Origin of the sequence: Niallia sp. MER 6 (genome assembly GCF_023714395.1) — a bacterium.
Lineage (GTDB): Bacteria > Bacillota > Bacilli > Bacillales > Cytobacillaceae > Niallia.
This window is the reverse complement of the sequence record NZ_JAMAUK010000006.1, coordinates 175,930-202,050: the sequence shown is the minus strand read 5'-3', so window position 1 is coordinate 202,050 and position 26,121 is coordinate 175,930. Positions and strand designations below refer to the sequence as shown.

Here is a 26,121-nt window from a genome sequence, read left to right as displayed (position 1 = left end):
ATCCTTTAAATCGAAAAGCAGAGCACCCCATCAGGTCGAGCTGAGGGTGATGATATAGTCTCCTCTATAGGGTATGACCTATAGCAGTTAGAAAACGGACTGAGTGTAACGAGCTCTGTTGAAGATGAGGACAGAAATCTTCCAACTTCAGGAAACTTCTGAAATTACCGATTACGGCCAAGAAGATATTATCCGCCGTGATATTAACTGTAATCTAGGTTCCCTTAACATTCCTAATGTGATGCAGCCTGGTGATGTGTTCAGAGATTCTGTTCATGTTGGAATTGAAGCTTTAACAACCGTTTCAGACATTTCAGATGTGCAAAACGCACCGTCTGTTAAAAAAGCAAATGAAGAGCTGCATGCGATAGGGCTAGGTGCCATGAACCTGCACGGTTACCTGTCTAAGAACCGCATCAGCTATGAATCAGATGAAGCAAAAGACTTCACTGCAACATTCTTCATGATGATGAATTACTATTCAATCGAAAAGAGTATGCTGATTGCAAAAGAACGAAACGAAACATTCAAGGACTTTGATAAGTCTGAGTATGCGAAAGGCACTTACTTCGAAAAATACAAAGAAGTAAGCTATGCGCCAAAAACAGATAAAGTGAAGCAATTGTTTAATGGCATCTATATTCCTACTTGTGAAGACTGGGCAGAACTAGCTGCTTTAGTTAAAGAACACGGTATGTATAATGCTTATCGTTTAGCTGTTGCCCCAACACAATCCATTGGCTATATTCAAAACGCTACAGCATCTGTAATGCCTGTTGTTAACCAAATTGAGTCCCGCACATATGCGAACTCTACAACATATTATCCAATGCCTTATATGGATGAAACGAATTTCTGGTTCTACAAATCAGCATTCGATATGAATCAATTTAAGATTATGGACTTGATTGCTGCAGCACAAGAGCATGTCGATCAAGGTATTTCGACCATTCTTTATGTAAACTCAGACGTTTCTACAAAAGAATTGGCGCGCTATTATATCTATGCGAACGAAATTGGCTTGAAATCACTTTACTACACACGCACACGCAACTTGGCGATTGACGAATGTATCGCATGTGCAGTTTAAGATAATACACGGGGAGCCTAAGTCTCCCCTTTATTTTTTGTAACACTGGGGGAAAGAAAATGACTAAGTATGCTGTTAACTGGAATCAGCATGAAGATGATTACACACAGATGTTTTATACACAAAATACGAGACAGTTTTGGCTGCCGGAAGAAATCAGTCTTTCATCTGATAAAAATACTTGGGGTGAATTGTCAGCTACAGAGCAAGACACATACATGAAAGTGCTTGGCGGTTTGACACTTCTTGATACAGAGCAGGGCGGCGAAGGTATGCCGTTGATCAGCATGCACGTAAGCGGCTTGCAGCGTAAAGGTGTGCTTTCCTTTATGGGAATGATGGAGCAAATCCATGCAAAATCCTACTCAACCATCTTTACAACGCTTGCTACAGAGGAAGAGATAGACCAAGTATTTGACTGGGTGCACAATCATCCTCAATTGCAAAAAAAGGGCAAGCTTATCTCTGAATATTACCAAAAGCTCTTTAAGCCAGAAGTAAGCAAGTATGACTTGTATATGGCGACAGTTGCTTCTGTCTACTTGGAATCATTCCTATTTTATTCTGGATTCTTTTATCCATTATTCTTGGCAGGTCAAGGCAAGCTGACAGCTTCTGGAGAAATAATAAACTTAATAATTCGTGACGAAAGTATACACGGAGTTTACGTTGGTCTAATAGCGCAAGAGCTGTACGGTCAGCTTACAATCGAAGAGCAGGAACGAGCTGCAAAAGAAAGACTTGATCTAATGGAAACTCTTTACCAAAATGAGTTAGGATATACGCAGGACTTATACGAAAAGATTGGTCTTGTAGATGAAGTAAATAAATTCATTCGCTACAATGCTAACAAAGCTTGTATGAACCTTGGATATGAAGCAGTATTTGAGTCAGAGGCAATCAACCCGATCGTGGAGAACGGGATGAAAACAGATACGAAAAACCATGACTTCTTCTCTGTTAAAGGAAATGGTTATGTAAAGGCTACTAAAGTGGAGCCGTTGTCAGATGATGATTTTGTGTTTGACTGGAAAACGAACGAATAACGATACAACCAGCTTCTAAATGGAAGCTGGTTTTTTTAATTGGGGGCAGGTCCAGTGGACTCTCGGACAAGCAAAGTGGTGGGCAAAAGTATTTCTTGATTAGCTGCATCTTTATTGCTGATTCTCCACATTAACTGTTCTACCGCTCTTTTGCCGAAAAGTTCAAGGTCGATATCCATTGTTGTGATTTTCGGTGTAGCAAGTTTCGATAATTGACCATTGTCAAAATTCGATACGGAAATCTGTTCAGGAATTTTGTAGCCTGCATGCACGAGATACGAGCTGACGAGAAAGCCTAAGCCATCATTAACACAAAACCAGGCAGTTGGCTGTTTAGGCAGCTGGTGCATCGCTTTTCTAACACCATCCTCATCTTCTTCTATGTCGGAAAGAAGCAATGCTTCATTATGCTTTATTCCATAATGGTTTAATGCCAAATGATATCCTTCCAATCTTTCATAATAGCTCGGCGAAATCGAAATATTGCCGATGAAACCAATTTCTCTGTGCCCTAATTGAACGAGATGCTCTACCGCCAGAAATGCTCCAAACCGATTATTTGTTAATACTGCATCTGCTTTAATGTGTGGGTGATGATGATCAACTAACACAGCAGGGATGCCTGTTGAAATAATTTTTTGAATATACTCTGTATTCAAGTGGGAAAGAATTAATACTCCGTCAACCGAACCATTGAGAATAAAGGCAGGTAATTCAAGGGATTGTATGGCTGCTTGGTTTATCGATTGAATCATTAAGCTGTTGTTTTGACTTGCTATCTCCTTTTCAATACTTAAGTAAATTTCACCGAAAAAGCTTTTAAGAGAAAAGGCATAATCAGATGCAATAAGCGCAATTTTAACATTTTTGCTGTCTGTGTTATATTGGTAGTTTTTACGCGCAGGCAAATATTCATAGCCTAACTCGCGGGCTGTTGCTTCCACTAAACTTCTCGTTTTTTCACTTACACCGGCTTTGCCTGTTAACGCTTGGGAAACAGAATTTTTCGAAATATTTAACTGGTCTGCGATATCTTGCATCGTAATTTTTTTTGTCATGAAATCATTCCTTCAACTAATTGAAAACAATATTATTCATAATACTAACATACATGACAAAATAATGTCATGCAACAAAGTCTTTATCTTTAATATTAGTGTGAATTAACTACAATTCATACTTGGTGTTTAGTCCGAAAATCGCGTTGAATAATATAAAAGACAATGTGATAATTTTAATTGTAACGTTACAATAATTTCGTATAAAAGAATTGTAATTCCCTTTTGTAATTGTAATGATAATCCACGTGTTGATGTACTGGTAAAGTAATTAATCTTAAACGGGGTGATAACATGAAGAAAAAATCTAAAAAAGTGATTTCTCTGCTTATGGCAGCAACCACTGCTGTTTCGATTCTTTCAGGATGCAGCGGGGAAGGTAAAAAGAATGCAGATAAAAACGGGGAGACAACGATAGAGTTTTGGGCAGCACCGAATATTACTCAACAAGCTTATTGGAAGGAAATGGCCAAGGAATTTGAAAAGGACAATCCAAAGATTAAGATAAATGTTAGCGCTATCAAAGAAAGTCCTTCATCTGAAGCGAGCATTCAATCCGCAATAGCGGGTAAAAGCGCTCCGACGATGTCAGAAAATATTAACCGCGGATTTGCAGCACAGCTTGCTGAAAGTAAAGCGCTCGTGCCTCTTAATGAATTAGACGGCTGGGAAGACATTATCACAAATCGGAACATGAACGAAACAGTGGAGCCGTGGAAATTTTCCGATGGAAATCAGTATGTACTGCCAATCTACTCCAACCCAATGCTTTTTGGGTGGAGGCTGGATATTCTAAAAGATCTTGGCATTAATGAGGCTCCTAAAACATACAGCGAAATGCTTGATGCTGCCAAGAAGCTTAAACAAAAGTATCCTGAAAAATTCGTGTGGGCCAAGCCGGACTTAGCAGACCCTACAGCGTGGAAAAGATGGTTTGATTTCTTCATGCTATATAATGCCGCATCAGCAGGTAATAACTTCATTGAAGGAAACAAGCTAGTTGCAGATGATAATGCGGGAATAAAGGTGTTGGATTTCATGGATGATCTGCGAAAAGAAGATGCCTATTTGTTAAAAACAGTTACTGATCCCTTTGAAACAGGAGTCGGAATTTTCACTGACATTGGTCCGTGGACACTGACATATTGGGAGGAAAAGTTTCCGAAAATGGTATACGGAGAAACGTTTACACTTGCACCTCCGCCTGTTCCAGATGAAATGAGCACAGAAAATGTTAAAACATTTGCAGATACGAAAGGATTAGTTATTTATGCTTCAGCAACAGAGGAACAAAAACAAGCGGCTATGAAATTCATGAGTTGGGTATATTCCAATCCTGAGCATGATTTAAAGTGGCTTGAACAAACCAATCTGCCGCCTGCCCGGGACGACTTAGCTGAAAATGAAGCATTCACAGCCTTCTTCAGCGAAAACCCGGCACTGCAGCCGTATGCAGATGCTGTCCCAAATGGAATTCCATCTATCGATAATCCAAAATATAACGAGCTGCAAACCTTTATTGGCCAACATGCTGTGAATCCTGTTGTAAAAGGAAAAATAACGCCTAAAAACGGCTGGAATGACATGAAAAAGGCAATAGAGGGAGGGCTTTAATGTTGAGGAAAAGCAATGGGTTGGGCTGGCTGTTTGCCAGTCCATACCTCCTCTATGCCGTCCTGTTTTTTGCCATTCCATTAGTATGGTCGTTTTATTTATCTACAACAGATTGGAACTTAATTTCTCCAGAATATAATGGGAAGGGCATTGCCAACTACATAGAAGTGTTTCGGTCTCCCGGTGTCCAAGCGGCATTCCTTGTTACCTTTAAATTTATGGTTGTTTTCGTTCCGTTAGTTATTATTTCATCTATGATTGTTGCAGCAATTGTCCATGGTCTTCCGAAATTCAAAGGTATATTCCTGATTGGTTTTTTCCTGCCATATTTAGCATCTGGTGTGGTGTCATCCTTTATTGTCAAAGGATTGCTGTCATACAATAGTCCGCTTAACACTGTTTTAAGAGGAAAGTTTGGAATTGATATCGATTGGCTTGGTTCGCCTCTAGCAGCATTATGTGTCGTCGCAGTAATAATCGCTTGGAAGTTTACTGGGTATTATGCATTGATATTAACCTCTGGGTTTGAAAGCATCAATGCAGAAATATATGAAGCAGCAGAAATCGATGGTGCTTCTAGCTGGCAAAGGTTCTTTAAGATCACACTGCCATTATTATATCCGGCAATTTACACAGTCATGATTTTGTCTATCGGTGTTACCTTTGGAATTTTCACAGAGGTATATCAATTGACAGGAGGCGGGCCAGATTACGCAACCAACACATGGCAAATGGAAATCTTCACACAAGCGTTTAAGAATTTACAGGCTGGTTATGCATCTGCGGTGGCAATCGTCGCTTCTGTGATTACGTTTTTATCCATCTTTATCATTAGAAAACTATTAGAACTGTGGGGAAAGCGCAATGGTTGGGTCTAAAAGGAAAGGATTGCTGCTTCGCTATATTGTCGCAAGTATTCTATTATGTATAATGGTTTTTCCTTATCTGTATATGGTAATGAGTTCATTTGCGGTCTGGGATCAAGTCGATAAGAGCTTGGTGCCGACACAGTTTACACTTCGCTCTTACGAATGGCTGTTCGGAGGAGGAGATGTAGCTGTACCAAGACCATGGATAAGAGCGTTCTTCAATAGTGTTATTGTTTCAGCAGGGTCTACTGTCCTCATGATGGTCACCGGAGCTGTTGTAGCCTATGCATTAGCAAAAATGAACTTTAAAGGCCGGGAAACTGTCCACAATATCATCTTGTTTCAAATGTTTTTTCCGGCGATTATTTTGTTAGTTCCGTCCTTTTTAATCATCCAAAATGCAGGGCTGTACGACACTTACTGGGCGATGATTATTCCAAAAGCAATGAGTTTATGGGCGGTGTTTATGTATACGAACTTTTTTCGTGCTATCCCAGACACTTTTATAGAAGCAGCGAAACTGGACGGCGCAGGTCATCTGCAAATTTTGAGGAGGGTTGTGCTGCCGATGTCAAAATCAATTACCACGGTCGTTTTTCTGTTCTTGTTTATGGAGAGATGGTCAGAGTTACTATGGGATATGCTTGTCATTAAGAGTGAGAATATGCTGACATTGAACGTGCTTTTATCGCAAATGTTCGGACCGTATGGCGGTTATCCAGGACCGATGTATGCAGCCTCCGTTTTATTAACACTGCCAATTATCATTCTCTTCCTTTTCTTTACGAAAAAATTTCAGGAAGGAATGCAATTTACTTTAAAGTAAACAGTGCACTTAAAAGAAGGGAATTTATCTATGGAAAAACCAGTAAAAGCATTAGAGAAAATCTTACGGGAATTTCAACAGCAGCCTCAGCCCACCAATCCACAAAAACTTACTATAACTGGGCTGGAAGGAAAAGATGTATACAATATAACCGCACCTTTTGAAGAAGGCGGAAAGATGATGATTGCAGGGAGAGTTGAATTACGGGAGAGTGAAAAATCGTCCGTCCATTTCTTTACAGAGGAAAATGGAAAATGGATACTTCTGCAGGATGCACCAGTGTTTGCTTTGCAAGATCCTTTTATGACAAAAATTGGTGGCGAGTTAATTTTTGGAGGGGTAGAAACCTTTCCCCATCCAAAGAATAAAGATTTATTAGGCTGGCGGACGATCCTAATGAAAGGAGACAAGATTGCTACTTTAAAAGAGTTTGTAGCTGGTCCAGATGGTATGAAAGATTTGCGTGTAGTTGAATTAAGTGATGGTTCAATCGGGATGTTTACCCGTCCACAAGGAAAAAAAGGAGGCAGAGGAAAGATTGGTTTTAAGCGTCTGCTAACCTTAGCTGATATAACCATTCAAGAGATAGAAAATACACCATTACTGGAACAATTTACTGACGAAGAATGGGGAGGAGTTAATGAAGCTCAACTCCTGTCCAACGGAATGATCGGTGTGTTAGGTCATATTGCTAAATTTGACGAACGTGGACACCGCCACTATTATCCGATGGTATTCATGCTTAATCCGAAAACGGGTGCTTCGTCAGAAATGAAAATCATAGCTGAACGGGGGAACTTTCAGAAGGGACCGTCTAAAAGACCAGATTTAAAGGATGTCGTTTTTAGTGGCGGCATAATACGTAATAGTGATGGAACTGCCTATTTGTATGCAGGAACTAGTGATGCAGAAGCACAGAAAATAACGATTCCAGATCCATTTCTACCATATGAAACGAAGGAGCTGAACATATGAATATTTATCGCTACGAACAAAATCCATTGCTTACACCAGAAGATATAACACCGTTTCACGAAGGATTTGAAGTTATCGGGGCTTTTAATGCGGGAATTACGGAGTATAAGAAGGAAGTAATCATGCTTGTTCGGATTGCAGAAAGACCGTTTAGCAATAGAGATAATACAGTGAAATCACCTATATTTAATCCAAACACGAAACAGCTCGATATTATGGAATTTCAACAGGACGACCCTAATTACGATTTTTCCGATCCTCGTGTGATCAGAAGAGCAAATCATAGTAAGTGGTCTTACTTAACCTCTCTTTCTTATTTGCGAATCGCCCGCAGTAAAGACGGCCGTCACTTTACAGTGGATGAACAGCCGTTTATTTATCCAGCCAATGAACTGGAGACCTTTGGCATTGAAGACCCTCGAATTACTAAAATAGAAGATACGTACTATATTTACTATAGTGCAACATCTCCTAAAGGTGTAGGCGTTGTCATGGTTTCAACAAAAGATTTTGTTCAAGTCGAAAATCATGGAATGATTTTGGCTCCAGAAAATAAAGATGTAGCGATCTTTCCAGAAAAAATAAATGGAAAGTATTATGCTTTGCATCGCCCTGTTCCAAATAGTAATGGCTCTCCAGATATTTGGATTGCAGAATCTGAAAATCTGCTGCAATGGGGGAATCACCGTCATTTAATTGGCACGAGAGCAGGCAAATGGGATTCTGGCAGAATCGGAGGAGGAGCAGTGCCGTTTCGAACAAAAAAAGGCTGGTTAGAATTGTATCATGGTGCATCACAGGATCACCGTTACTGTATGGGGGCAGTCTTATTAGATTTACAAAACCCAGCGAAAGTTATTGCACGATCGGAGAATCCTATAGTTGAACCGGAAGCACAGTATGAAAAAGAAGGATTTTTCGGTGGAGTTGTGTTTTCTTGCGGGGTGCTGACAGAAGAGGACATTATTAAATTGTATTATGGGGCAGCAGACACATCCATGGCTTGTGCTGAACTAAGTTTGGAGGAAGTTCTTGATTCCTTAACCTACTTGTAATACCAAAAGGTGAAACAGGCTTGGCAGCTGTTAAAATACCCTCTTTAAAAATGTTACAGCACTATCCTAAAAAATAAGATTATAGTATATAATAAACAAGAACATATATTCTTGTTTGTGAAGGATGATGCCCAATGAACGAAAGAAAGCTTGTATTATATATTGCTCAAAGCTTAGATGGATATATTGCGACAAAGGATGATTCACTAGACTGGTTATTCCAAGTAGAGGGAGAAGGGGATAACGGCTACTCCGAGTTCTATGAAACAGTTGATACTATTCTGATCGGTAATCGTACATATGAGTGGATTATGGATTATGAAAAAGGTGATTTTCCGTATAAAGGAAAGGATTGCTATGTCTTCTCTCGAACCCCTAAAGAGAATACAGAATATGTTCAATTTATACAAGAGGATATTTTGCTCTTTGTGAACAAATTAAAAAAAGAAGCAGGCAAAAATATTTGGATGGTTGGCGGAGGTAATCTGCTTCAGGCTTTTTTGGAAAACAATTTGGTTGATGAACTGATTGTGACAATTTCCCCAACTGTTATCGGAGACGGCATTCCGTTATTTAAAGCTGGTAATTATAAGCTGAACCTTCAGCTGAAAGGTACACGAAGCTTTGGACAATTTGTTGAACTACAATATGAAGTAAAGAAATGAATAGAAAAAAGTCTGCAGCAACTGATGCAGACTTTTTCGTTATTCTCTCGCTAATAATTGCTTATTGAGCTCAGTTCCAGCATAAAGTGCGTTTTTGTCTGTTAAAGTATCGCCAGGTTTGTTGCCAGCACCAAGAATATAGCCGGCAAAATTAACAGCGACGAAATCGAAGATATATTGAAATTGCTGAATCATCGGCAGACCTTTAATGGTAGGTGAATCGCCGCCAACAGCGATGACGTATGCTTTTTTGGAAGCCATTTTCCCTTTAAAATCAGGGTAGTTAGCATCTCTTAGCATTTGGGACCAGCGATCAATAAAGTTCTTCATGATTCCTGTCATGCTGTACCAATAAATAGGTGTAGCGAATAGAATAGTATCATGTGGGAGGATACGGTTTATGACTGTATAGTAATCGTCCTTGCTATCCTGAAAGCCAATTTCTTCGTGTCGCATATCCATTATTGGTTCAATATGGAAATCTCCTAAATAAATTTTTTCGACCTTGACCCCTTTAATTACTAAGTCTGTCAGCAATTCTGTATTTCCATTCGGGCGGTTTCCCCCATATATAACGGCAACTGTCATAATAAATTCTCCCTTCTCTCCATTACTATCTCTATTTTATGAGGACAGATATAGTAAGGAAAGCTGAATATTTTGATTGAATTAATCAATACTTTCGATAGAAATAGCTACTCTATTATTATTTTTCAGTTTGTAAAAATTTCTCTGTTCAAGTTAAGGGAACACTAAGGAAAAGATGATAAAATAGCAAGTAGCGGAGGGGAATGATGAAGAAGAATTTTATTCATTTAATAGAAACAGAGCTTTTAAAGAAAGTAGTGTTAAAAAGAGAAAAAGTGCATAATCCAGTCGTGGTAAAACGCATACCACTTGGATGGAAGTGTGTTGGAGTAGGCAATTATGCAGCTGTCTTTATGCATGATACAGAGCCAGATCTCGTCGTTAAAGTCAATGTAGTAGAACAAGAAAATCTAAAAAAGGAAGCAGATATATACAGAAAACTTGGCATTCATCCGAGCTACTCTCATCTAGTGTATGAAGGAGATAACTATTTAGTTTTAAAAAGACTAAAAGGAATCACGCTTTATAATGCCTTTGCTAAAGGAATTAGGATACCGGAAACTGTCATCGAAGATATTAATGAAGCCCTCGAATATGCGAGAAGATGTGGTCTGAATCCATATGATATCCACGGAAAAAACGTGATGATGAAGGATGGCAGAGGATATGTTGTCGACGTCTCGGATTTTTATAAAGAAGGCAAAGATGAAAAATGGGAAGATTTAGTGAAGGCATATTATAAACTATATAAAAAAACTATTTATAAGTACCCAGTAAAAATTCCTTTTAAAGCACTGGATGTTGTCAGGCATACTTATCGGTTTTACAAAAAAATCAGACGCAGGCTCCATTGGCAAAGCCAATAAAAGCCGTTCATTTTATTTTATATTATATCTCTTAAAGGCTGGCCAATTTGACCGGCCTTTTTAGTTGTCACAAAATTTTTAATTTGAAGGCTCAAAATCTATTGACAGAAATTAGATACGAGATTATGATTAATTCAAGAATGATTATCATTCTCATTATCATCCGTTCAGGAGGGAATTAGACAGGTAAACTAGTAATACAGAAATATATACATACTATTTTATTTTAAAAGGGGTAGCAAACATTGAGCAAAAAACTTATACCATTCATTCTTCTTCTTGTATTAATTATTAGTGCTTGCGGCAATAAGACAACAGGAACATCTGGCGAAGAAACAAAAAAAGAGGAAGATTCCACAATCACATATGAATCAGAAAATGGCCCAATTGAAGTTCCAGCAGATCCACAAAGAGTTGTTGCTTTAACAAATGCAGGTTATGTTTTAAAACTTGGCGTTAATCTTGTAGGTGTAGATTCATGGTCGATGACGAATCCACGTTATGCAGACGAATTGAAGGATGTGGAAGTGGTTTCCGAAGAGAATATCGAAAAAATTGCTGAGCTGCAACCAGACTTAATTATCGCAGCAAGCACAACTAAAAACATTGATAAGCTTGGAAAAATCGCTCCGACTGTAACATATACTTATAACAAAGTGGACTACTTAACGCAGCATTTAGAAATCGGCAAGCTCTTGAATAAAGAGAAAGAAGCACAAGCATGGATTGATGATTTCAAAGCTCGTGCAAAAGCTGCCGGCGAGGAAATTAAAGCGAAAATCGGCGAAGATGCTACTGTTACCGTATTGGAAAGCTATGATAAAAGCATGTATATCCTTGGTGACAGCTGGGGCCGCGGAACAGAAATTCTTTATCAAGCAATGGGCTTAAAAATGCCTGAAAAAGTAAAAGAAATGACGGAAAAAGAAGGCTACTACACGCTGTCTTCTGAAGTCCTTCCAGAATATGTTGGTGATTATCTTGTAATAAGCAAATATAATGACCAAGATAACTCTTACCAGGAAACAGATGTATATAAAAATATTCCTGCAGTAAAAAACAACCATGTATTAGAAGCTAATGCATATGAGTTTATCTTTAATGATCCAATTTCTTTAGATTACCAATTAGATTTCTTTAAAGAAAACTTCTTGAAATAAGATGTAGAGAGTGCACTTTAACGAAAAGTGCACTCTTTTTTTTAATGGAGAGAATGTTATAATACTAGACAACAAGCATAACGGCAGAAAGGATTTTTTAATGAGTCAAAACACAAAGGCGATTAAGTTTTATGAAAACAATGAATTAGATAAAGCATGGGAGATTTTTAAGCAAGAGATAAGGAATAATAGAGGCGTGCAATCTTTAAATAACTTCGCTTGGATGCTATATAGAGAAGAAGAGAATACCCAGGCTGCAATTCCACTTCTAAAAGAAGTGATTGCTAGTACTCCAAGTTCCCATTTTCCATACAATCTATTAGGTGAAATATACATAACAATAGCAGATTGGGATTCCGCCATTCCCATTTTAATAAAGGCGATTGAATTAGAGCCAACTTTAGAAGCTTACAATAATCTTGGTGTAGCGTATTATCATAAAGACGAAAAAAGCAAAGCGTTGCAATGTTTTTTTCATGCCTCAAAACCTTCTGAATACACAATGTATAGTTACGTGAAATGCCTTGCTGATTTAGAGAGATATGAAGAGGCGGAGAGCATACTAGATACCTTCTCCGATAAGGAGGGAGATTTTGTCGGTGCAGTAGACTTGGCAGATTTATATGCAGAAATAAATGCCAATCATAAGGCAAACTTTTGGTTTGAAAAAGGATGGGCAAGTTATTGGAAAGAGCCCAATTGGGTCAGCCGCTACACCTATTGTCTTATTCAAACAGGTGAGAGGGAGAAGGCAAGAAGAGTATTGGATAACTTGATAAAGGATAAGCAAATCGAGCTCCAAGAAAGTTATGAAGAAGAATGCGATGAAACCTGGACAGAGGAAGACAAAAAAGAAGATATGGAAGAAATCCAAATGCACATTAAGCTATATGAACAAATGCTCGAGCAGGCAATAAACGGCATTAAAGAGCCAATGGAATATGCGCCGCAAGTCGAAAAAGCATGTTATTTATTCGGTTGCGAGCGTCATGGACATCCAGAATATAATGACTAGAACTGTTATTGGGTAATCAATGAAAGAATTTAATTTTATATGACAATACACAAGGAATAGACATAGATTAAATAATGGAGGAATAGAAATGAGCTATTTTAACGGAGTAGACTTAGACCGTTTTTGGGATGACAGCGAGTATGCTAAAGAGGAATATATTTCTGATTCACCTACAGAAGAGGATATTTCTAAACTTGAAAGAGACTTAGGATATAAACTGCCTGCGTCTTATATTTGGCTAATGAAAAAACATAATGGCGGAATTCCAGTAAAAGATTGTTACCCTACTACAGTACCGACAAGTTGGTCTGAAAATCACATTGCAATAAGTGGGATATATGGTATAGGATACAGCAAAAGCAATTCTTTAGGTGGTGATTATAGCACTGAATTTTGGATGGAGGAATGGGGATATCCTAATATCGGCATAGCTATTTGTGATTGTCCATCAGCTGGACATGATATGGTTTTTCTTGATTATCGAGAATGCGGCCCAGAAGGCGAACCGTGTGTCGTACATATCGATCAAGAAGATGATTACAAAATCACTTGGTTGGCTAAAGACTTTGAAAGTTTTATTCAAGGTCTTACCACTGACGATGTGTTTGAAGACGAATAAATTAATATGCTGACAGGGATTAAAAGGACTATTAGATGTTAATCTGTAGTCCTTTTATCTAGTTGAAGGGTAGTATTAAATTTCTCATAGTGAGCTGGAAAGAAGATATTTCCGTTTGGAAGCTAGATAAACAAATTAAATTTTACGCAGTCAAATTATTTAGAAATGGAAATTTTAGATCTTGTATTTAGGGAATTTTTTTGAGCTGTTAAAGTGATAACCTAATTAATAGAAAATGTGATACCTTATCTTTTCAGACAAAGTCTTACAATATCTGTCCGTATTCTTGTAATAAGTGGTATTTTTCCTTCTTCAATAAACCTGGCATTTTGTAGAAGGAAGGAATTTAATACAGATTAGCGAATTGTAAAGGAAACAAAAAATAAAAGGATGAAACAAATGGTACAGCATATTTCCCTTCATGTAGATATAGATTCGTTAGAAATAAATCGAAGTAAAAACATTACAGGAACGCTATATTTTATTATTGATTATCACCAATACTTTCCTGATGAAGGGTGGGATGATTTTTTGGTTATTATCTTATCATGGTGGATTAAATCTGTTAGAGGTGTTGATATCTCTAGAATAGGCACTACCTATAAACTGGATTTTATGGATGGGACACCAGAAGTTCTTGTGAAAAAAATAAGTGAAGAAGAGGTAGAAATGAATTTTAGATTTAAAGATGATGTAGACGATAGTTTTAAAGGAACATTTCTATATAGTGAACTCAAAGATTCTTTACTATCCGCTTCAAGGAAAGTAATACGCGTACTAGATAGAAATCACTGGGTAACAGAAGAAATTAGTGAATTCAAAAATTTGGTTTTATCTTTAGAACGCCATCCATTTAAAAACTATATTTAGTTGGAAATCTGGCTACCAAAACGGTAGCTTTTTGTTTGTCGCTAACTAGGCTGGGCAGGAACCTTTACAGAATTACAATTTTTGGTAATATGTTTAGAGAGAGGAGAGGATATCTTGTCTAAACAGCTATTAGAAAAAATTCTTGCTATTATAGGTGCTCTTGCTTTAATAATCAATATATCCTTATTTAAGGATATGGAATGGTAGCACATAGTCCAAAGAATTTCACTTGCTGTTTTTTTGTAGGGATATTACTAATACCTGTATACGGACCGTGATATATCGAAGTTTACTTCGTATATTAAGGATCTTCCTATAATGAATTAAAGTTGAATTTTCATCAAAAGAATTCAACCTTTTTATTAATAATTAATAGAGATATAGAGGGAAGCGTGGAATGAATTAATGAGCAACAACATTTTAAAGAATCATTCATTTGTTTATGTTTGGATTGGTAATGCTATCTCTGAATTAGGAGGTGCTTTTGGTGCTTTTTGTAACTCTGTTCTTATTTATCAACTTACAGGTTCTACAATTGCATTGGGAAGTATGTGGCTGCTATATTTTATACCGTCTCTAATTCTACAATTATTCATTGGCCCATTTATTGATCGATGGAGTCGAAAGTGGATAATGATTTTCTCTCAATGGACTAGGGGACTTATATTTCTTATACCAATTGTTTATTTAATACTGGGAAATATCGAACCGTGGCATATTTATGTAGTTCAAATTATTGTAGGGTTAATAACTCCTATATACACACCTGCAAATCAAGCAATTACACCGACTATCGTATCAAAAGCCCAATTAAGTACAGCGAATGCTTATATTGACGGCACTGTTAGATTAATGACCTTTTTAGCTCCAGTTTTAGGGGGAGGTGTCGTTGAGTACTTTGGTGTAAAGCCCACATTAATATTTGTTAGTATCCTCCTTATCACAAGTGGTTCGCTTTTGTTTTTTATCCAAGAGACAAAAAGCACAAATAATGTAAGGAAAACTTGGCTTGAACAATTTATAGAAGGAGTATCGTATTTTTTCAAACAGCCAACTTTAGTATGGTTAGGTATTTTTTTAGCCTTTGTTCAATTTGGTGTAGGAGTGACAATGGTTATCACACTTCCCTATATAACAGAGGAATTATCAGGGAGTTATTCTGAATACGGATATTTTATGGCCGGATTCCCCTTAGGATACGTTATAGGCTCATTGTTAGTTGGAAAATTTAAATATAAAAGCCGTAGAGTTCTAATGTTAGGAGCATTAGTAATAGGTGGTCTAACATTTATCACACTTGGTATTAACTCTAGTATCATATTTGCTATTTTTACTGAGGTTATTGCAGGAATATCTATGGCATTTTTTAGTGTACATAATATAACGGTTTTTCAGCAATTAGTTCCAAATGATTTGCTGGGAAAAGTATCCTCGGTTCGGCTTTTTATTATTAGAGGTACTATGCCATTAGGTGTCTTCATAGGCAGCTATTTAGGTGAACTCTGGGGGATTCGTCCATTATATTTAATAATAGGGACTATTATTTGTACCATGTCTTTATTAGGAATTCTTCTCCCTTACTTTAAGTTTATTGATTCAAATACTAAACAAAATATTGCATCCTAATTTATCTTAGTTTTTAAGGAGCCTTAATCCAATAGGGAGCAAGGCTCTTTCTTGCGGATTTTTCTCCTGTAATAAAGAAAAGAGCGTTGCTTATGTAACAATCGGGGCAGGTCAGCTTAATAAGAAATTGATCAAAAGTTAATTTCGTTTTTTTCTTTCACGAACACAGAAAATGGTGATTTTTGTTTTTTCATTATCATAGGAGAATTCTCTTTGACTTACTTTGTATCCAAAATTATCTAGAATAAGGGTATCTCCTTCATTAGGAATAAACTGAAATCCATCTGAGATAATTGGTGCTTGAAATAAATATTTATTATCAGCCATATCAAAATAATTTAATTCTATTTTCATTTTATACTCGACCTCCCTTACACAATTTACGATCTCACATATATAAAGGTTTCACTATTCTAGAAAAAGGTCAGGATAGATAAAAGTATAAATAACAAAAAATTGAAACATTCATCAAATTAAAATCGTATTATATGTAGAGGAATTAAAGGGGTGCAAAGGATGAAGAAAGTAATAAAGTGGACTATCCTGATTATTGGAGCTTTATTTGGGGCGGTAGCGTGGAAAAATTCAAGAGATAAAAAGAATAATTAAGCTCTACTAAATAAAAATAGATTAAATTGACAATATTAATTTTTTTTACGAACGGGGTTGTAAGCACAACCTTTTTTGTTATTAAACACAAACATGACAGTTTATGTGTAGAAGATAAAAGGCTATTGAAGAGAAATATATACTACATATTTATAATTGAAAGAGGTATATAACTTTGTTATTGAAAATTTTTGTCTCCCTAATAATGATATTAAATGTAATTTTTCTTACAAAAACAGTTGATAATTTGTTGGTTATTCTAAGTATTTGGATTGCATATGGGATTGCTATTTCTTTTCTATTCTTTAATAAAGATGAAAAAGATCTAAAAGAGTCTAAGAATAATTAGTTGTTAATTATAATATCTTACTTTAATTACAAAGTTGCTGATTAAAGGGGCGTTACCTTAATGATGAATAAAGGTCCGCCTTTTTTATTATCAGTAGCCGTATTTCTGTCAACTATTTTATGGAAGAAACAGTGGCAGCATTCCTGTAATAACTGAAAATGCGATTTGAAAGAAAAAAGACCTCTTGATAAGATAAATTTGTAGGCGATATCTAAAGGAAGATATTATCTTTTTCTTTATAGGAATTAGAAACCATTTCGTCTTGGGGGGACTCTTATTATGAAATATGAAGAAAGCAATAAGATGATTACTACTGAAAGGTTAGTAATTAGATTATTCCAAGAATCTGATGCTGTAAATGTCGCTAACCTTTGTAATAACTATAATATTTATAAAAATACACTTTATTTACCTTATCCATATTCAGTAGAGGATGCTAAATCTTGGATTAAAACCCATATTGGAAATTTTAATAAAGAAATGTCCTATGAATTTGCAATAACGGATAAGGAAAATGGTGAGTTATATGGAGCTATAGGATTATCAAGTAATCAAAAGTTTAACAATGGTGAAATAGCATACTGGATTGGTGAAAAATTTTGGGGAAATGGATATGCAACAGAGGCAGCGCATGCAATTTTATGGTTTGCATTTAATCAAGTACATTTACACAAAGTATTTGCTCGTTACTTTAAAACAAATCCAGCCTCAGGAAGAGTTATGCAAAAACTAGGGATGAGGGAAGAAGGAGTTTTCATTGATCACGTTAAGAAGGACAATCAATATTTAGATGTAGTTTATTATGGAATCATCAACTCATAGAGTAACTCTATCGGCATAAAAATCCTGTACTCAAGGTAGTACATTTTTATATAACAATCATGGCAGTTGGTTTAATAAGGAGTATTTTCAGTTTTATGTGGGCTTTCAACTGCAAGTAAAACTTGTACTTAAAAGACACTTAAGTAATAACGTTTTTAATTACTTTATTCTAAATGGTGAAAAATTTAATAAATTTTATAATAAACTGGGAATCTTTTTATAAATATATACATAAGGAGTTTAGCAATGGAAAAGTGGGATTTATTTGATATGCAACGTAGTAAAGTAGAGAAACAAATAAATCGTGGAGATGAAATGACACCAGACGAGTTTCATTTAGTAGTACACGTATGTATATTTAATACAAAAGGAGAAATGCTCATTCAGCAACGTCAGCCCTTTAAGCAAGGATGGTCGAATCTTTGGGATATTACATGTGGAGGCAGTGCGGTTGCAGGAGATACAAGTCAGCAGGCTGCTTCAAGAGAGTTATTCGAGGAGTTGGGGATACATTATAACTTTGAAAAGATTCGTCCACAATTTACTATTAACTTTGAACGCGGCTTTGATGATTATTATTTAATTGAATATGACATTGATTTGAATGAATTGACATTACAGAAAGAGGAAGTACAAGCAGCAAAATGGGCTTCTAAAGAGGAAATCTTAAAGCTAATCGAACTAAAACAATTTATACCTTATTATGAAAGTATCATTGCGTTTCTTTTTGAGAGCCGACATCATTATGGCTCTATTCGTCTTTAAATGAAACGTTTTCTCTTATGCCACAAACAGGACAGGATATTTTAAGTAGTAAAAACATTCACAACAAGTAACTGTTTAATCAGAATCTCTAAAAAGTATAAGAATATAAATACAACAACTAGATCAAATACCTAATAGGAGTTTGTTCTAGTTGTTATGGCTATAATTTAATTGGTTAGTCATTCATTTGTTTTTACGTTTACCAAAGTTTTATATTCCAATCCCCATTTTTCCATCACATTAATAATTGGTCTTAGACTATCACTTATTGCCTATTAGACCGACAGTTGTGGCTACTGGGCATGCGGGCAATTCCTTTTTGCTTTCCAATATATCCCTCCATTAGTTGCTAAAAGGTTACTAATATCTGTATTCACTATAGCAACAAACCAAACAAATCAGGATAAAAATAACACAACGCCATACAAAACGTAAGAACAGGAAAAAATCTTAGACCATATAAAGCTGGCATTGAGAATGGAAACAGAATAATACTATATAAGCATGCGAAATGACCTGGCAGTTTATCCAAGTTGACCAAGAAAGCTACCAGTTGAAAAATGAATATACATCAAAAACATTTCAGCCTTCGTCAAAGCCTGAATCAGGTGTTACTTTAACGCAGCAGGCATTAAAAACAGACAATCTTCAATATTGGGAGTTTATTAAACAATCTGATGAAACATACATGATAAGGTTAAAAGGAACTAGCTTGTATATAACCATATCCGCTAATAAATCAAATTCTTCCATTATACTCATGCCAGTACAGAATTCAAGTAGCCAGAAATGGAGATTAATTAAGCAAAACCCATTGATATAAGGGAATATCATATAAATAAATGCTCTAAAACAATCAGTTGCTAATAGCAAACTGATTGTTTTGTTTTGTAAATAGTTTATTTTTCCGTTCAAGAGGGAGTTGTTATTAATATAGATTGTGATTTAAATGTACATTAAAACAATAGGAAACGTTTACTCATTAACAGCTACCATACCCAGTACTAATTATGCTATTGGCAAAAGCCAAAAGTTATATATCATACATTTTTACTATCTCCTTCACTAAAAAAGTCTGATTTTCTACAAAATATAACAAAATCAGACTTTTTTTAGTGAATTGCTTCACATTTAGTACTTATTGCCGATATAAAGGAAAAATACATATGGAGGAGCTTGTTTTATGAATTCTACTATTCAGGCAGTAGTCAATATTGCCCCGATTATAAAAGATACGCTAGGACCAACAGCCGCAATGGGTGTGCTGGATACGGAGAAGTTTGTTTACTTTTCGCCGTCAACGCTCTTGAATTTGGATGTTGAAGCAGGAAAAACAAGACTGGATGAGCATGAAGTTTATCTGCGCGCACTTAGAGGCGAACAAATTATTTCTAAAACAGAAGATGCAAACATTTTCGGTGTGCCTGTAGTGACTTCTATTACGCCAATTAGGGATATAGTTACAAATGAAATTGTTGGCTTGTTATCTTTATCGCGAACATTGGAGCATCAAGATAAGCTAGATAAAGAGCTTAGCAGAATCAATGAAGTAATTGATGCGTTGCAAGGCAAGGTGCAGTATGTTGCCGCACAGGCAGAAGAGCTTTCCGCAACCAGCAGCGATATTAACGACCAAGCAAAAAGTGCAAGCCAAAACTCTCGCCAAATTGGCGAAGTAGTTCAGTTAATTGAACAAATATCTACACAGACAAATCTTCTTGGATTAAATGCAGCTATTGAAGCAGCTCGTTCTGGCGATGCTGGCAGAGGCTTCGGTGTTGTGGCAGATGAGATTAGAAAACTATCTAACAATACGAAGGAAGCAGTGAAGACAATCGGTAAATCCTTAACGGAAATCCGTGCCAGCATTGAGAATCTGACACTCAGCATTAATGAGGTCTCCACTTCATCAGATGAGCAATCTGTTATCATGGTTGAATTCATGGATGAAATTCAGGCTTTGGATGCAAAAAGCAAACAGATAATTGAAAAAATGAAAATAGTAACTAACCAGGAATAGGAGATGGAAATATGCATTTAACACTACAAGCGTTGGTTAAACTAGCACCTGAAATCAAAAAAAACCTTGGTGAAAATTGTGCTGTTGTCGTTACCGACACAGAGAATTTCATCTTTTCCTCCCAGTCAAAAGATTTAGATTATAGTGTTAAAGTCGGTGACTTTGCATTTACGGAAGATAACGATATCCTGCGTCAAGCACTTAACGGAGAAAAAATAAAAATACATATTCCTAAAGAACGCTATGGCGTTGGTATGCACTATTCCGCTAATCCTATTCGTGATGAAAACGGTGAGATTGTCGGTGTGTTCCAAATTACCAAAACATTGAAAGACGAAGAACTATTAGATGAAGATTTGGATGAATTACGCTCGATCGTCAGCAGTCTGCAGGGAAAAGTACAACAAGTTGCCGCTCAAGCGGAGGAACTTTCCGCAACCAGCACAGATATAAATGGTCAAGCAGCTCATGCAAATGAGAACTCTCAGGAGATTAGTAAGGTTGTTAAATTAATTGAAGATATTTCATCACAGACAAACTTGCTTGGCTTGAATGCTGCCATTGAAGCAGCCCGTTCTGGCGATGCTGGGAGAGGCTTCGGTGTTGTGGCAGATGAAATACGCAAGCTTTCCATTGGAACAAAGGATGCAGTAGGTACGATTGGTAAATCTCTTCAAGAAATACGAACAAACATGGAGAATTTGACAGTGAGTATTGGTGAAGTATCCACTGCATCAGCAGAGCAATCTCGTGTCATGGTTGAGTTTATGGAAGATATCCAAAATCTAAATGAACAAAGCAATGATATCGGACAATACATCAAAAATATTACATCTTGAACAGAATCATAGAAACAAAGGGACATTTCACTTGTTAGTTACTAGTTAGTATGTGACCTAGTTGGTCGCATACTAGGCATTGCTTATGCACTATTTTATCCAGCATAACTTGCCAAATGATATTCTGCGTGCAGTTTTAAGCAGAACGATAGAAAAGTATTTTAATACGCAAAAGCAGGATAATTGTGTTTTAGTAACTAAGTTACATATAATTAGTTAGAATAGTTTTAATTCGAGATTGTAATCAGTGGATAAGATGAACCATCAGCAATGAATGTCATTAATATAGCAGCTGGTTACGGACAATTGGGGGATAATGTTATGAAGTCTTTAGTATATTACGGTTCAAAAGATGTAAAAATTGAAGAAGTCACTGAACCGGTAGTTACAGAAGGAACTGTAAAAGTTAAAGTTAAATTCGCTGGTATATGTGGGACAGATTTACACGAATATCTACATAAAACATTTGTAACAGAAAATAAAATGATTTTAGGCCATGAATTTACAGGAGAAATTGTGGAAGTCGGCAATAATGTAACTAAATTTAAAGCTGGCGACAGAGTTGCGATTGAACCGATTTGGGGATGTGGTGAGTGTCAAACATGTAAAACTGGAAATTATAATATTTGCCCTAATATGAAATCATATGGCATTCACGAAAATGGCGGTTTCGCTGAATATGTTGTCGTGAAAGAAGCAAATGTATTTTTATTGCCTGATACACTCAAGTTTGAATTTGCCGCTTTAGTAGAGCCTCTTGCCGTTGTATTGCAGGCAATTCGAAAAAGTAAGTTCAAAATTGGCGATAGCGTCGCACTTTTTGGAGCAGGACCAATCGGGCTGCTGTTATCCGAGAGCTTGAGGGCAGCAGGAGCAAGTAAGATTTTTGTGGCAGAAGTTAGTGAAGAACGCAGAAAACTAGCATTGAAAATGGGTGCGGATGTAGTAATAAATCCGCTGGAAGAGGATGCTGTTCAAGTTATTCAAAACCATACCAATGGGGGAGTAGATGTTTCCTTTGACGTTGCTGGAGTAGAGGCTACATTCAACCAATCACTAGATTGCATCAAACCAAATGGTGAGTTTATGATTGTAAGTGTGTTTGCAAATCCTGTTAAGTATCACCCTACAACACAAGTAGTCAGTGAGAAAAAAATCAATTCTTCGCTCGGTTATAATAACATCTTTGCCCAAGCGATTGATTTGTTATCAAAGGGATCATTGAATGTTGAGCCAGTCATCACAAGTATCATAGCATTAGATAACATTGTGGAAGACGGGTTTGAAAAACTAATTAATGATAAAAATGAATGCAAAATTTTAGTTCGTCCGAACTAATTAAAAAGAAGCGGCAGAGCCTATCTGCCGCTTCTTTACTATTATGTTATTTCATTGCCTTTTTCGCCATGTGGGAGTTGTTAAACTAAACTGTCAGTATAATACAGTCCATAAGTAAGGTTAAAACCTAGAGTTGCAGTAATGAAAACATATCTTTTCATTACAGAACGAGAATGCTGCCATTCTCGTTCTGTAATGCGGATTTTTAGCTGTCTTGATCTTGGTCATTGTCCTGCTCGTTATCTTGGTCTTGATCAGCATCCGCATTAGCACGGGAGCGTGATTGGACACGAGCTTTGGAATCGGAATGAACATCAATGTTCAAGTCGATTTTAGCATTACCAGAATCGTTGACTTTAGCGACGTTCGTGTTTTTATCAAGGTTTTTGACAGTATTATCGTTATCTACTTCTGTGTCTACTCTTAAGTCGTTATCTACATCAAAGTCTACATTTGCATCAGAACGGCTGTCGCTGTCGCCTGAACGTGAATTAGAGTTGTTGCTTTGGTTTGAATTCCCACCATTATTGCTTCTTCCGAAGAACCACGGTCTTCTACTCATTATAAATCCCTCCTTGTCCTTATTCATTACATAGTTTATTCAGCAAAGATAAAATGAGCTGGTTAGTTACATTAGGACAGGCATGGATTTTTCAATAATTCAGCAGCTGTAACAAAGCTGGTTGAATACCTAGTAATTTTATCTGAATAGTTAAAAAATCGTTGACACTTCCTTTTAAGTCCTGTTATGATAATTCTCAAGAAACAAACAAATAGATAAAGAATCGACTAGATCACTAGAGATTCAATGAAATGCTGCATTTGCATTTTGTTGAGTCTCTTTTTTTATTATTGTTTATCGGTCGATAAGGAAGTAGGGGGTATGAAAAAAAGAGAGATTAGACATTTTTGTGCATTAATCCGATTAAACCAATTTGAAAAATAGAAAAGGAGAGAGTAAATATGGGACATCCTACAATTTATCCGACAGGAGCAACAATCTATTCACCTACTAAAGCTTGGAGCGGCTACACTATTTTTCAAGCACCAGATCTTGGGGCATTATTGATTGATATGAATGGCAGAGAGGTCCACTTGTGGAAAGGCTTGAGAGGCTTTCCGAATAAAATTTTCCCTGGTGGCTATGTATTAGGACACACCTTTAACAGAGACCCGCAACATGGTTTTCAGGATGAAGGAGATTTGGCGCAAGTAGATTTTGACGGCAATATTGTCTGGAAGTTTGATAAACATGAGTTTATTACGGATCCAGGCTATGAGGGGAGATGGATTGCTAGAGCACATCATGACTATCAGCGTGAAGGCAGTTCTGTTGGATATTACGCGCCAGGGCAGGAGCCGAAAGTTGATGAAGGCAATACGTTAATTCTAGCTCACCGTAATGTAGTCAACTCGAATATTTCGAAGTTTGAGCTGTTAGATGATGTCATCCTAGAAGTGGATTGGAACGGCAATATTGTTTGGGAATGGTCATTCAGCGATCATTTTGATGAATTGCAATTTGATGAGGAAGCAAAGAAAACCATCTATGAACAGCCAAACCGCCGATTCTTCGGAAATGAGTCTGGTGACTGGCTTCATATAAATTCAATCTCTGCAGTAGGTCCAAACCGTCATTATGACAATGGAGATGAAAGATTTCACCCAGACAATATCATTTGGGATGCAAGGGAAGCAAATATCATTGGCATAACGGATAAACGTTCTGGTAAGATTGTCTGGCAAATCGGACCAGATTATTCTACTGAGGAGCTAAAGGAGATTGGCTGGATTATCGGACAGCACCATGCTCATATTATTCCGCAAGGGCTGCCTGGTGAAGGAAATCTGCTTGTGTTTGATAACGGCGGCTGGGGAGGATATGGCGCTCCGAATCCTGGTTCTCCAGACGGTACGAAAAACGCTTTGCGCGATCATTCCCGCGTATTGGAAATAGATCCGATCACGTTAAAAATAGTTTGGCAATATACAGGTCAAGAAGCAAACTATCAAGCTCCTACAGATTCCTATCGGTTCTACAGTCCATATATTAGTTCAGCTCAGCGGTTAGAAAATGGCAACACATTAATAACAGAGGGCTCCAACGGCCGTATATTTGAAGTAACAGCAGACCATGAAATTGTTTGGGAATATATTTCGCCATTCAAAAATGCTCGTAATTCCAATATGGTATACAGAGCATACAGAGTTCCTTACGGCTGGGTTCCACAGCTTGAGAAACCAGAAGAAATAGAAATACAGCCATTGGAGATTGAAACATTTCGAGTGCCAAATGCGGCGCCAAGCGGAATTAATTCCGCGGTTGAAGTAAAAGGAGCAGCATCAATTGGAGAAGGAGCACTTTGCGTTGCACGGTTTGATGAACAAGAGATAAAATAACTAGTTTTAAAAGGGGGGAATTTCTTCATGAAGCAAAAATATAAACTAGCAGCTTTCAGCCTGATCTTATCTGTTTTTTTAGCAGGCTGCTCAAGCTCCACTTCAGGAAGTGAAGGCAAGGACGCTATAAAGATAGGAATTGATACAGCGGCAGGCGGTTCCTTGCAAATTAGGGCGGCAAATGCAGAAGGGTTTTTTACAGACCTGGATATCGACCCGAAAATCTCTAACTTTGCATATGGTATTGATACTATCAATGCATTACTGACAGAACAGACTGACACAGGGTTAGCAGCAGATTATGTACTTCTAAATTCCTTAAATAGAGGAGATTTAGTTGTTATTTCTTCTTTAAGTCATAGCACAGAAGCAACTATTAAAGAATCTGAGTTTGTGGCTGTAAAAGGAATAGATACGCCTGCTGATTTAAAAGGAAAACGCATCGGTGTCGCAAAAGGAACAGTATCGGAATATCATTGGGCTAATTATCTAGCAACAATTGGCGTAAGTGAAAAGGATATTGAATACGTGCCATTCAGCACACCTGATGAAGCAATCGTGGGCGTGAAAAAAGGGGATATTGATGCTGTTTTATCAAGCGGAGCAGTATTAGAGAAATTAAAAGCGATTGACGGCGTACATACCATCGATAATTTGAGCTCAGCCAATATTTCCACAAGCAGTTATCTTGTTGCCAATAAAGAATTTGTTGAAAACAACGAAGAAGCTGTCGTAAATCTGTTGAAAGCCATTAAAGAAGGGATTGCTTATGTAAAAGAAAATCCTGATGGAACAGCAGAAATTGCCTATAAGGAATTGAAAGTGAAAAAAGAGGATACCTTACGCGACCTAGAAAATATCAATTACACGATTGGTTTTACAGAAGAGGATATTAAGCACTTAAGTGATATGAAACAATGGCTCCTAGACAGGGGACTATTAAAAAAAGACTATAATATCGAAGATAAGCTGGCGTTAGATGCGCTGCAGAAGGCATTACCTGAAGAAGTAACCTATAAAAGCAAGTAAAGGGGAGG

25 protein-coding genes and 1 pseudogene are annotated in these 26,121 nt (G+C 36.9%); 22 read left to right on the top strand and 4 right to left on the bottom strand.

From position 1 onward, the window contains the following. Positions 1-130: 130 nt before the first annotated feature. Together M3600_RS10955 and nrdF are read left to right on the top strand one after the other, a co-directional pair. A pseudogene (locus M3600_RS10955) lies at positions 131-1,090 on the top strand (ribonucleotide reductase large subunit); the annotation flags it as partial. Between the two features lie 59 nt (positions 1,091-1,149). Beyond that, the gene (gene nrdF, locus M3600_RS10950) at positions 1,150-2,136 is read left to right on the top strand and encodes a class 1b ribonucleoside-diphosphate reductase subunit beta (protein ID WP_233315338.1); all 987 of its coding nucleotides are present in this window, start codon (positions 1,150-1,152) and stop codon (positions 2,134-2,136) included. Positions 2,137-2,171: 35 nt separating this feature from the next. Here the strand turns inward: nrdF and M3600_RS10945 are convergent, their stop codons facing one another. Next, positions 2,172-3,194 carry a LacI family DNA-binding transcriptional regulator gene (locus M3600_RS10945; RefSeq protein WP_251645924.1) on the bottom strand — a complete coding sequence of 341 codons (1,023 nt, stop codon included), beginning with the start codon at positions 3,192-3,194 and terminating at the stop codon, positions 2,172-2,174. A gap of 294 nt (positions 3,195-3,488) precedes the next feature. Here M3600_RS10945 and M3600_RS10940 point away from each other — a divergent pair, with 294 nt between their 5' ends. The 6 genes from M3600_RS10940 to M3600_RS10915 all read left to right on the top strand — a co-directional run bounded on the left by M3600_RS10940 (position 3,489) and on the right by M3600_RS10915 (position 9,198). Then, on the top strand, positions 3,489-4,808 hold the full coding sequence (locus M3600_RS10940; protein WP_251645923.1) for an ABC transporter substrate-binding protein: 1,320 nt from the start codon (positions 3,489-3,491) through the stop codon (positions 4,806-4,808). Further along, positions 4,808-5,686, top strand: coding sequence for a carbohydrate ABC transporter permease (locus M3600_RS10935; RefSeq protein WP_233315335.1), 879 nt, complete (start codon positions 4,808-4,810; stop codon positions 5,684-5,686). Before M3600_RS10940 ends, M3600_RS10935 begins: the two co-directional genes overlap by 1 nt. Further along, entirely contained in the window at positions 5,673-6,503 is an 831-nt protein-coding gene (locus M3600_RS10930) for a carbohydrate ABC transporter permease (RefSeq protein ID WP_233315334.1), read from the top strand. The genes M3600_RS10935 and M3600_RS10930 overlap by 14 nt, the downstream gene beginning before the upstream one ends. 30 nt (positions 6,504-6,533) lie before the next feature. Further along, positions 6,534-7,478: a DUF1861 family protein gene (locus M3600_RS10925; protein WP_251645922.1), complete on the top strand. Its 945-nt coding sequence runs from the start codon at positions 6,534-6,536 to the stop codon at positions 7,476-7,478. Beyond that, positions 7,475-8,533 carry a BtaManbiosPhlase gene (locus tag M3600_RS10920; protein WP_251645921.1) on the top strand — a complete coding sequence of 353 codons (1,059 nt, stop codon included), beginning with the start codon at positions 7,475-7,477 and terminating at the stop codon, positions 8,531-8,533. Before M3600_RS10925 ends, M3600_RS10920 begins: the two co-directional genes overlap by 4 nt. Before the next feature lie 134 nt (positions 8,534-8,667). Then, positions 8,668-9,198, top strand: coding sequence for a dihydrofolate reductase family protein (locus M3600_RS10915; RefSeq protein WP_251645920.1), 531 nt, complete (start codon positions 8,668-8,670; stop codon positions 9,196-9,198). A gap of 39 nt (positions 9,199-9,237) precedes the next feature. On the opposite strand, the gene M3600_RS10910 is transcribed toward M3600_RS10915, so the two are convergent. Further along, positions 9,238-9,786, bottom strand: a complete 549-nt coding sequence (locus M3600_RS10910; RefSeq protein WP_251645919.1) for a flavodoxin family protein — start codon at positions 9,784-9,786, stop codon at positions 9,238-9,240. 203 nt (positions 9,787-9,989) lie between these two features. On the opposite strand from M3600_RS10910, the gene M3600_RS10905 reads away from it, so the two are divergent. The 6 genes from M3600_RS10905 (at position 9,990) to M3600_RS10880 (ending at position 15,942) form a co-directional block, all read left to right on the top strand. Next, on the top strand, positions 9,990-10,652 hold the full coding sequence (locus M3600_RS10905) for a serine/threonine protein kinase (protein ID WP_233315329.1): 663 nt from the start codon (positions 9,990-9,992) through the stop codon (positions 10,650-10,652). A 245-nt stretch (positions 10,653-10,897) separates the two neighbouring features. Continuing rightward, positions 10,898-11,812: an iron-hydroxamate ABC transporter substrate-binding protein gene (locus tag M3600_RS10900; protein WP_237942651.1), complete on the top strand. Its 915-nt coding sequence runs from the start codon at positions 10,898-10,900 to the stop codon at positions 11,810-11,812. A gap of 100 nt (positions 11,813-11,912) precedes the next feature. Then, positions 11,913-12,827, top strand: coding sequence for a tetratricopeptide repeat protein (locus tag M3600_RS10895; protein ID WP_237942653.1), 915 nt, complete (start codon positions 11,913-11,915; stop codon positions 12,825-12,827). Positions 12,828-12,915: 88 nt separating this feature from the next. After that, entirely contained in the window at positions 12,916-13,446 is a 531-nt protein-coding gene (locus tag M3600_RS10890; protein WP_237942655.1) for an SMI1/KNR4 family protein, read from the top strand. A 399-nt stretch (positions 13,447-13,845) separates the two neighbouring features. Beyond that, the gene (locus tag M3600_RS10885; RefSeq protein WP_248574493.1) at positions 13,846-14,316 is read left to right on the top strand and encodes a hypothetical protein; all 471 of its coding nucleotides are present in this window, start codon (positions 13,846-13,848) and stop codon (positions 14,314-14,316) included. A 405-nt stretch (positions 14,317-14,721) separates the two neighbouring features. Continuing rightward, positions 14,722-15,942, top strand: coding sequence for an MFS transporter (locus M3600_RS10880; protein ID WP_251645918.1), 1,221 nt, complete (start codon positions 14,722-14,724; stop codon positions 15,940-15,942). A gap of 138 nt (positions 15,943-16,080) precedes the next feature. Here the strand turns inward: M3600_RS10880 and M3600_RS10875 are convergent, their stop codons facing one another. Beyond that, positions 16,081-16,296, bottom strand: a complete 216-nt coding sequence (locus tag M3600_RS10875) for a hypothetical protein (RefSeq protein WP_237942662.1) — start codon at positions 16,294-16,296, stop codon at positions 16,081-16,083. A gap of 883 nt (positions 16,297-17,179) precedes the next feature. On the opposite strand from M3600_RS10875, the gene M3600_RS10870 reads away from it, so the two are divergent. The 6 genes from M3600_RS10870 to M3600_RS10845 all read left to right on the top strand — a co-directional run bounded on the left by M3600_RS10870 (position 17,180) and on the right by M3600_RS10845 (position 22,684). Continuing rightward, positions 17,180-17,722: a GNAT family N-acetyltransferase gene (locus M3600_RS10870; protein ID WP_251645916.1), complete on the top strand. Its 543-nt coding sequence runs from the start codon at positions 17,180-17,182 to the stop codon at positions 17,720-17,722. Positions 17,723-17,968: 246 nt separating this feature from the next. Continuing rightward, the gene (locus tag M3600_RS10865) at positions 17,969-18,487 is read left to right on the top strand and encodes an NUDIX hydrolase (RefSeq protein ID WP_237942666.1); all 519 of its coding nucleotides are present in this window, start codon (positions 17,969-17,971) and stop codon (positions 18,485-18,487) included. Positions 18,488-18,998: 511 nt separating this feature from the next. Beyond that, positions 18,999-19,310, top strand: coding sequence for an RICIN domain-containing protein (locus M3600_RS10860; protein ID WP_237942668.1), 312 nt, complete (start codon positions 18,999-19,001; stop codon positions 19,308-19,310). Positions 19,311-19,670: 360 nt separating this feature from the next. Then, complete coding sequence (locus M3600_RS28930; RefSeq protein ID WP_285854774.1) at positions 19,671-20,507, top strand: methyl-accepting chemotaxis protein; 837 nt, start codon at positions 19,671-19,673, stop codon at positions 20,505-20,507. Between the two features lie 11 nt (positions 20,508-20,518). Further along, entirely contained in the window at positions 20,519-21,346 is an 828-nt protein-coding gene (locus M3600_RS28925; RefSeq protein ID WP_233315321.1) for a methyl-accepting chemotaxis protein, read from the top strand. A gap of 321 nt (positions 21,347-21,667) precedes the next feature. Then, positions 21,668-22,684 (top strand): 2,3-butanediol dehydrogenase, encoded by a 1,017-nt coding sequence (locus tag M3600_RS10845; protein WP_233315320.1) that lies wholly within the window; start codon positions 21,668-21,670, stop codon positions 22,682-22,684. 205 nt (positions 22,685-22,889) lie between these two features. Here M3600_RS10845 and M3600_RS10840 read toward each other — a convergent pair whose 3' ends face one another. Then, positions 22,890-23,246 carry a hypothetical protein gene (locus M3600_RS10840; RefSeq protein ID WP_233315319.1) on the bottom strand — a complete coding sequence of 119 codons (357 nt, stop codon included), beginning with the start codon at positions 23,244-23,246 and terminating at the stop codon, positions 22,890-22,892. Positions 23,247-23,647: 401 nt separating this feature from the next. Between M3600_RS10840 and M3600_RS10835 the strand changes: the two genes are divergently transcribed. Beyond that, positions 23,648-25,084, top strand: a complete 1,437-nt coding sequence (locus M3600_RS10835) for an aryl-sulfate sulfotransferase (RefSeq protein ID WP_233315318.1) — start codon at positions 23,648-23,650, stop codon at positions 25,082-25,084. 27 nt (positions 25,085-25,111) lie between these two features. Beyond that, the gene (locus M3600_RS10830) at positions 25,112-26,113 is read left to right on the top strand and encodes an ABC transporter substrate-binding protein (RefSeq protein ID WP_237942671.1); all 1,002 of its coding nucleotides are present in this window, start codon (positions 25,112-25,114) and stop codon (positions 26,111-26,113) included. Positions 26,114-26,121 lie beyond the last annotated feature (8 nt).

Coding starts and splice junctions, on each gene's coding strand:
- nrdF (WP_233315338.1), top strand. CDS start 1,150: ATGACTAAGTATGCTGTTAACTGGAATCAGCATGAAGATGATTACACA.
- M3600_RS10945 (WP_251645924.1), bottom strand. CDS start 3,194: ATGACAAAAAAAATTACGATGCAAGATATCGCAGACCAGTTAAATATT.
- M3600_RS10940 (WP_251645923.1), top strand. CDS start 3,489: ATGAAGAAAAAATCTAAAAAAGTGATTTCTCTGCTTATGGCAGCAACC.
- M3600_RS10935 (WP_233315335.1), top strand. CDS start 4,808: ATGTTGAGGAAAAGCAATGGGTTGGGCTGGCTGTTTGCCAGTCCATAC.
- M3600_RS10930 (WP_233315334.1), top strand. CDS start 5,673: ATGGTTGGGTCTAAAAGGAAAGGATTGCTGCTTCGCTATATTGTCGCA.
- M3600_RS10925 (WP_251645922.1), top strand. CDS start 6,534: ATGGAAAAACCAGTAAAAGCATTAGAGAAAATCTTACGGGAATTTCAA.
- M3600_RS10920 (WP_251645921.1), top strand. CDS start 7,475: ATGAATATTTATCGCTACGAACAAAATCCATTGCTTACACCAGAAGAT.
- M3600_RS10915 (WP_251645920.1), top strand. CDS start 8,668: ATGAACGAAAGAAAGCTTGTATTATATATTGCTCAAAGCTTAGATGGA.
- M3600_RS10910 (WP_251645919.1), bottom strand. CDS start 9,786: ATGACAGTTGCCGTTATATATGGGGGAAACCGCCCGAATGGAAATACA.
- M3600_RS10905 (WP_233315329.1), top strand. CDS start 9,990: ATGATGAAGAAGAATTTTATTCATTTAATAGAAACAGAGCTTTTAAAG.
- M3600_RS10895 (WP_237942653.1), top strand. CDS start 11,913: ATGAGTCAAAACACAAAGGCGATTAAGTTTTATGAAAACAATGAATTA.
- M3600_RS10890 (WP_237942655.1), top strand. CDS start 12,916: ATGAGCTATTTTAACGGAGTAGACTTAGACCGTTTTTGGGATGACAGC.
- M3600_RS10885 (WP_248574493.1), top strand. CDS start 13,846: ATGGTACAGCATATTTCCCTTCATGTAGATATAGATTCGTTAGAAATA.
- M3600_RS10880 (WP_251645918.1), top strand. CDS start 14,722: ATGAGCAACAACATTTTAAAGAATCATTCATTTGTTTATGTTTGGATT.
- M3600_RS10875 (WP_237942662.1), bottom strand. CDS start 16,296: ATGAAAATAGAATTAAATTATTTTGATATGGCTGATAATAAATATTTA.
- M3600_RS10870 (WP_251645916.1), top strand. CDS start 17,180: ATGAAATATGAAGAAAGCAATAAGATGATTACTACTGAAAGGTTAGTA.
- M3600_RS10865 (WP_237942666.1), top strand. CDS start 17,969: ATGGAAAAGTGGGATTTATTTGATATGCAACGTAGTAAAGTAGAGAAA.
- M3600_RS10860 (WP_237942668.1), top strand. CDS start 18,999: ATGACCTGGCAGTTTATCCAAGTTGACCAAGAAAGCTACCAGTTGAAA.
- M3600_RS28930 (WP_285854774.1), top strand. CDS start 19,671: ATGAATTCTACTATTCAGGCAGTAGTCAATATTGCCCCGATTATAAAA.
- M3600_RS28925 (WP_233315321.1), top strand. CDS start 20,519: ATGCATTTAACACTACAAGCGTTGGTTAAACTAGCACCTGAAATCAAA.
- M3600_RS10845 (WP_233315320.1), top strand. CDS start 21,668: ATGAAGTCTTTAGTATATTACGGTTCAAAAGATGTAAAAATTGAAGAA.
- M3600_RS10840 (WP_233315319.1), bottom strand. CDS start 23,246: ATGAGTAGAAGACCGTGGTTCTTCGGAAGAAGCAATAATGGTGGGAAT.
- M3600_RS10835 (WP_233315318.1), top strand. CDS start 23,648: ATGGGACATCCTACAATTTATCCGACAGGAGCAACAATCTATTCACCT.
- M3600_RS10830 (WP_237942671.1), top strand. CDS start 25,112: ATGAAGCAAAAATATAAACTAGCAGCTTTCAGCCTGATCTTATCTGTT.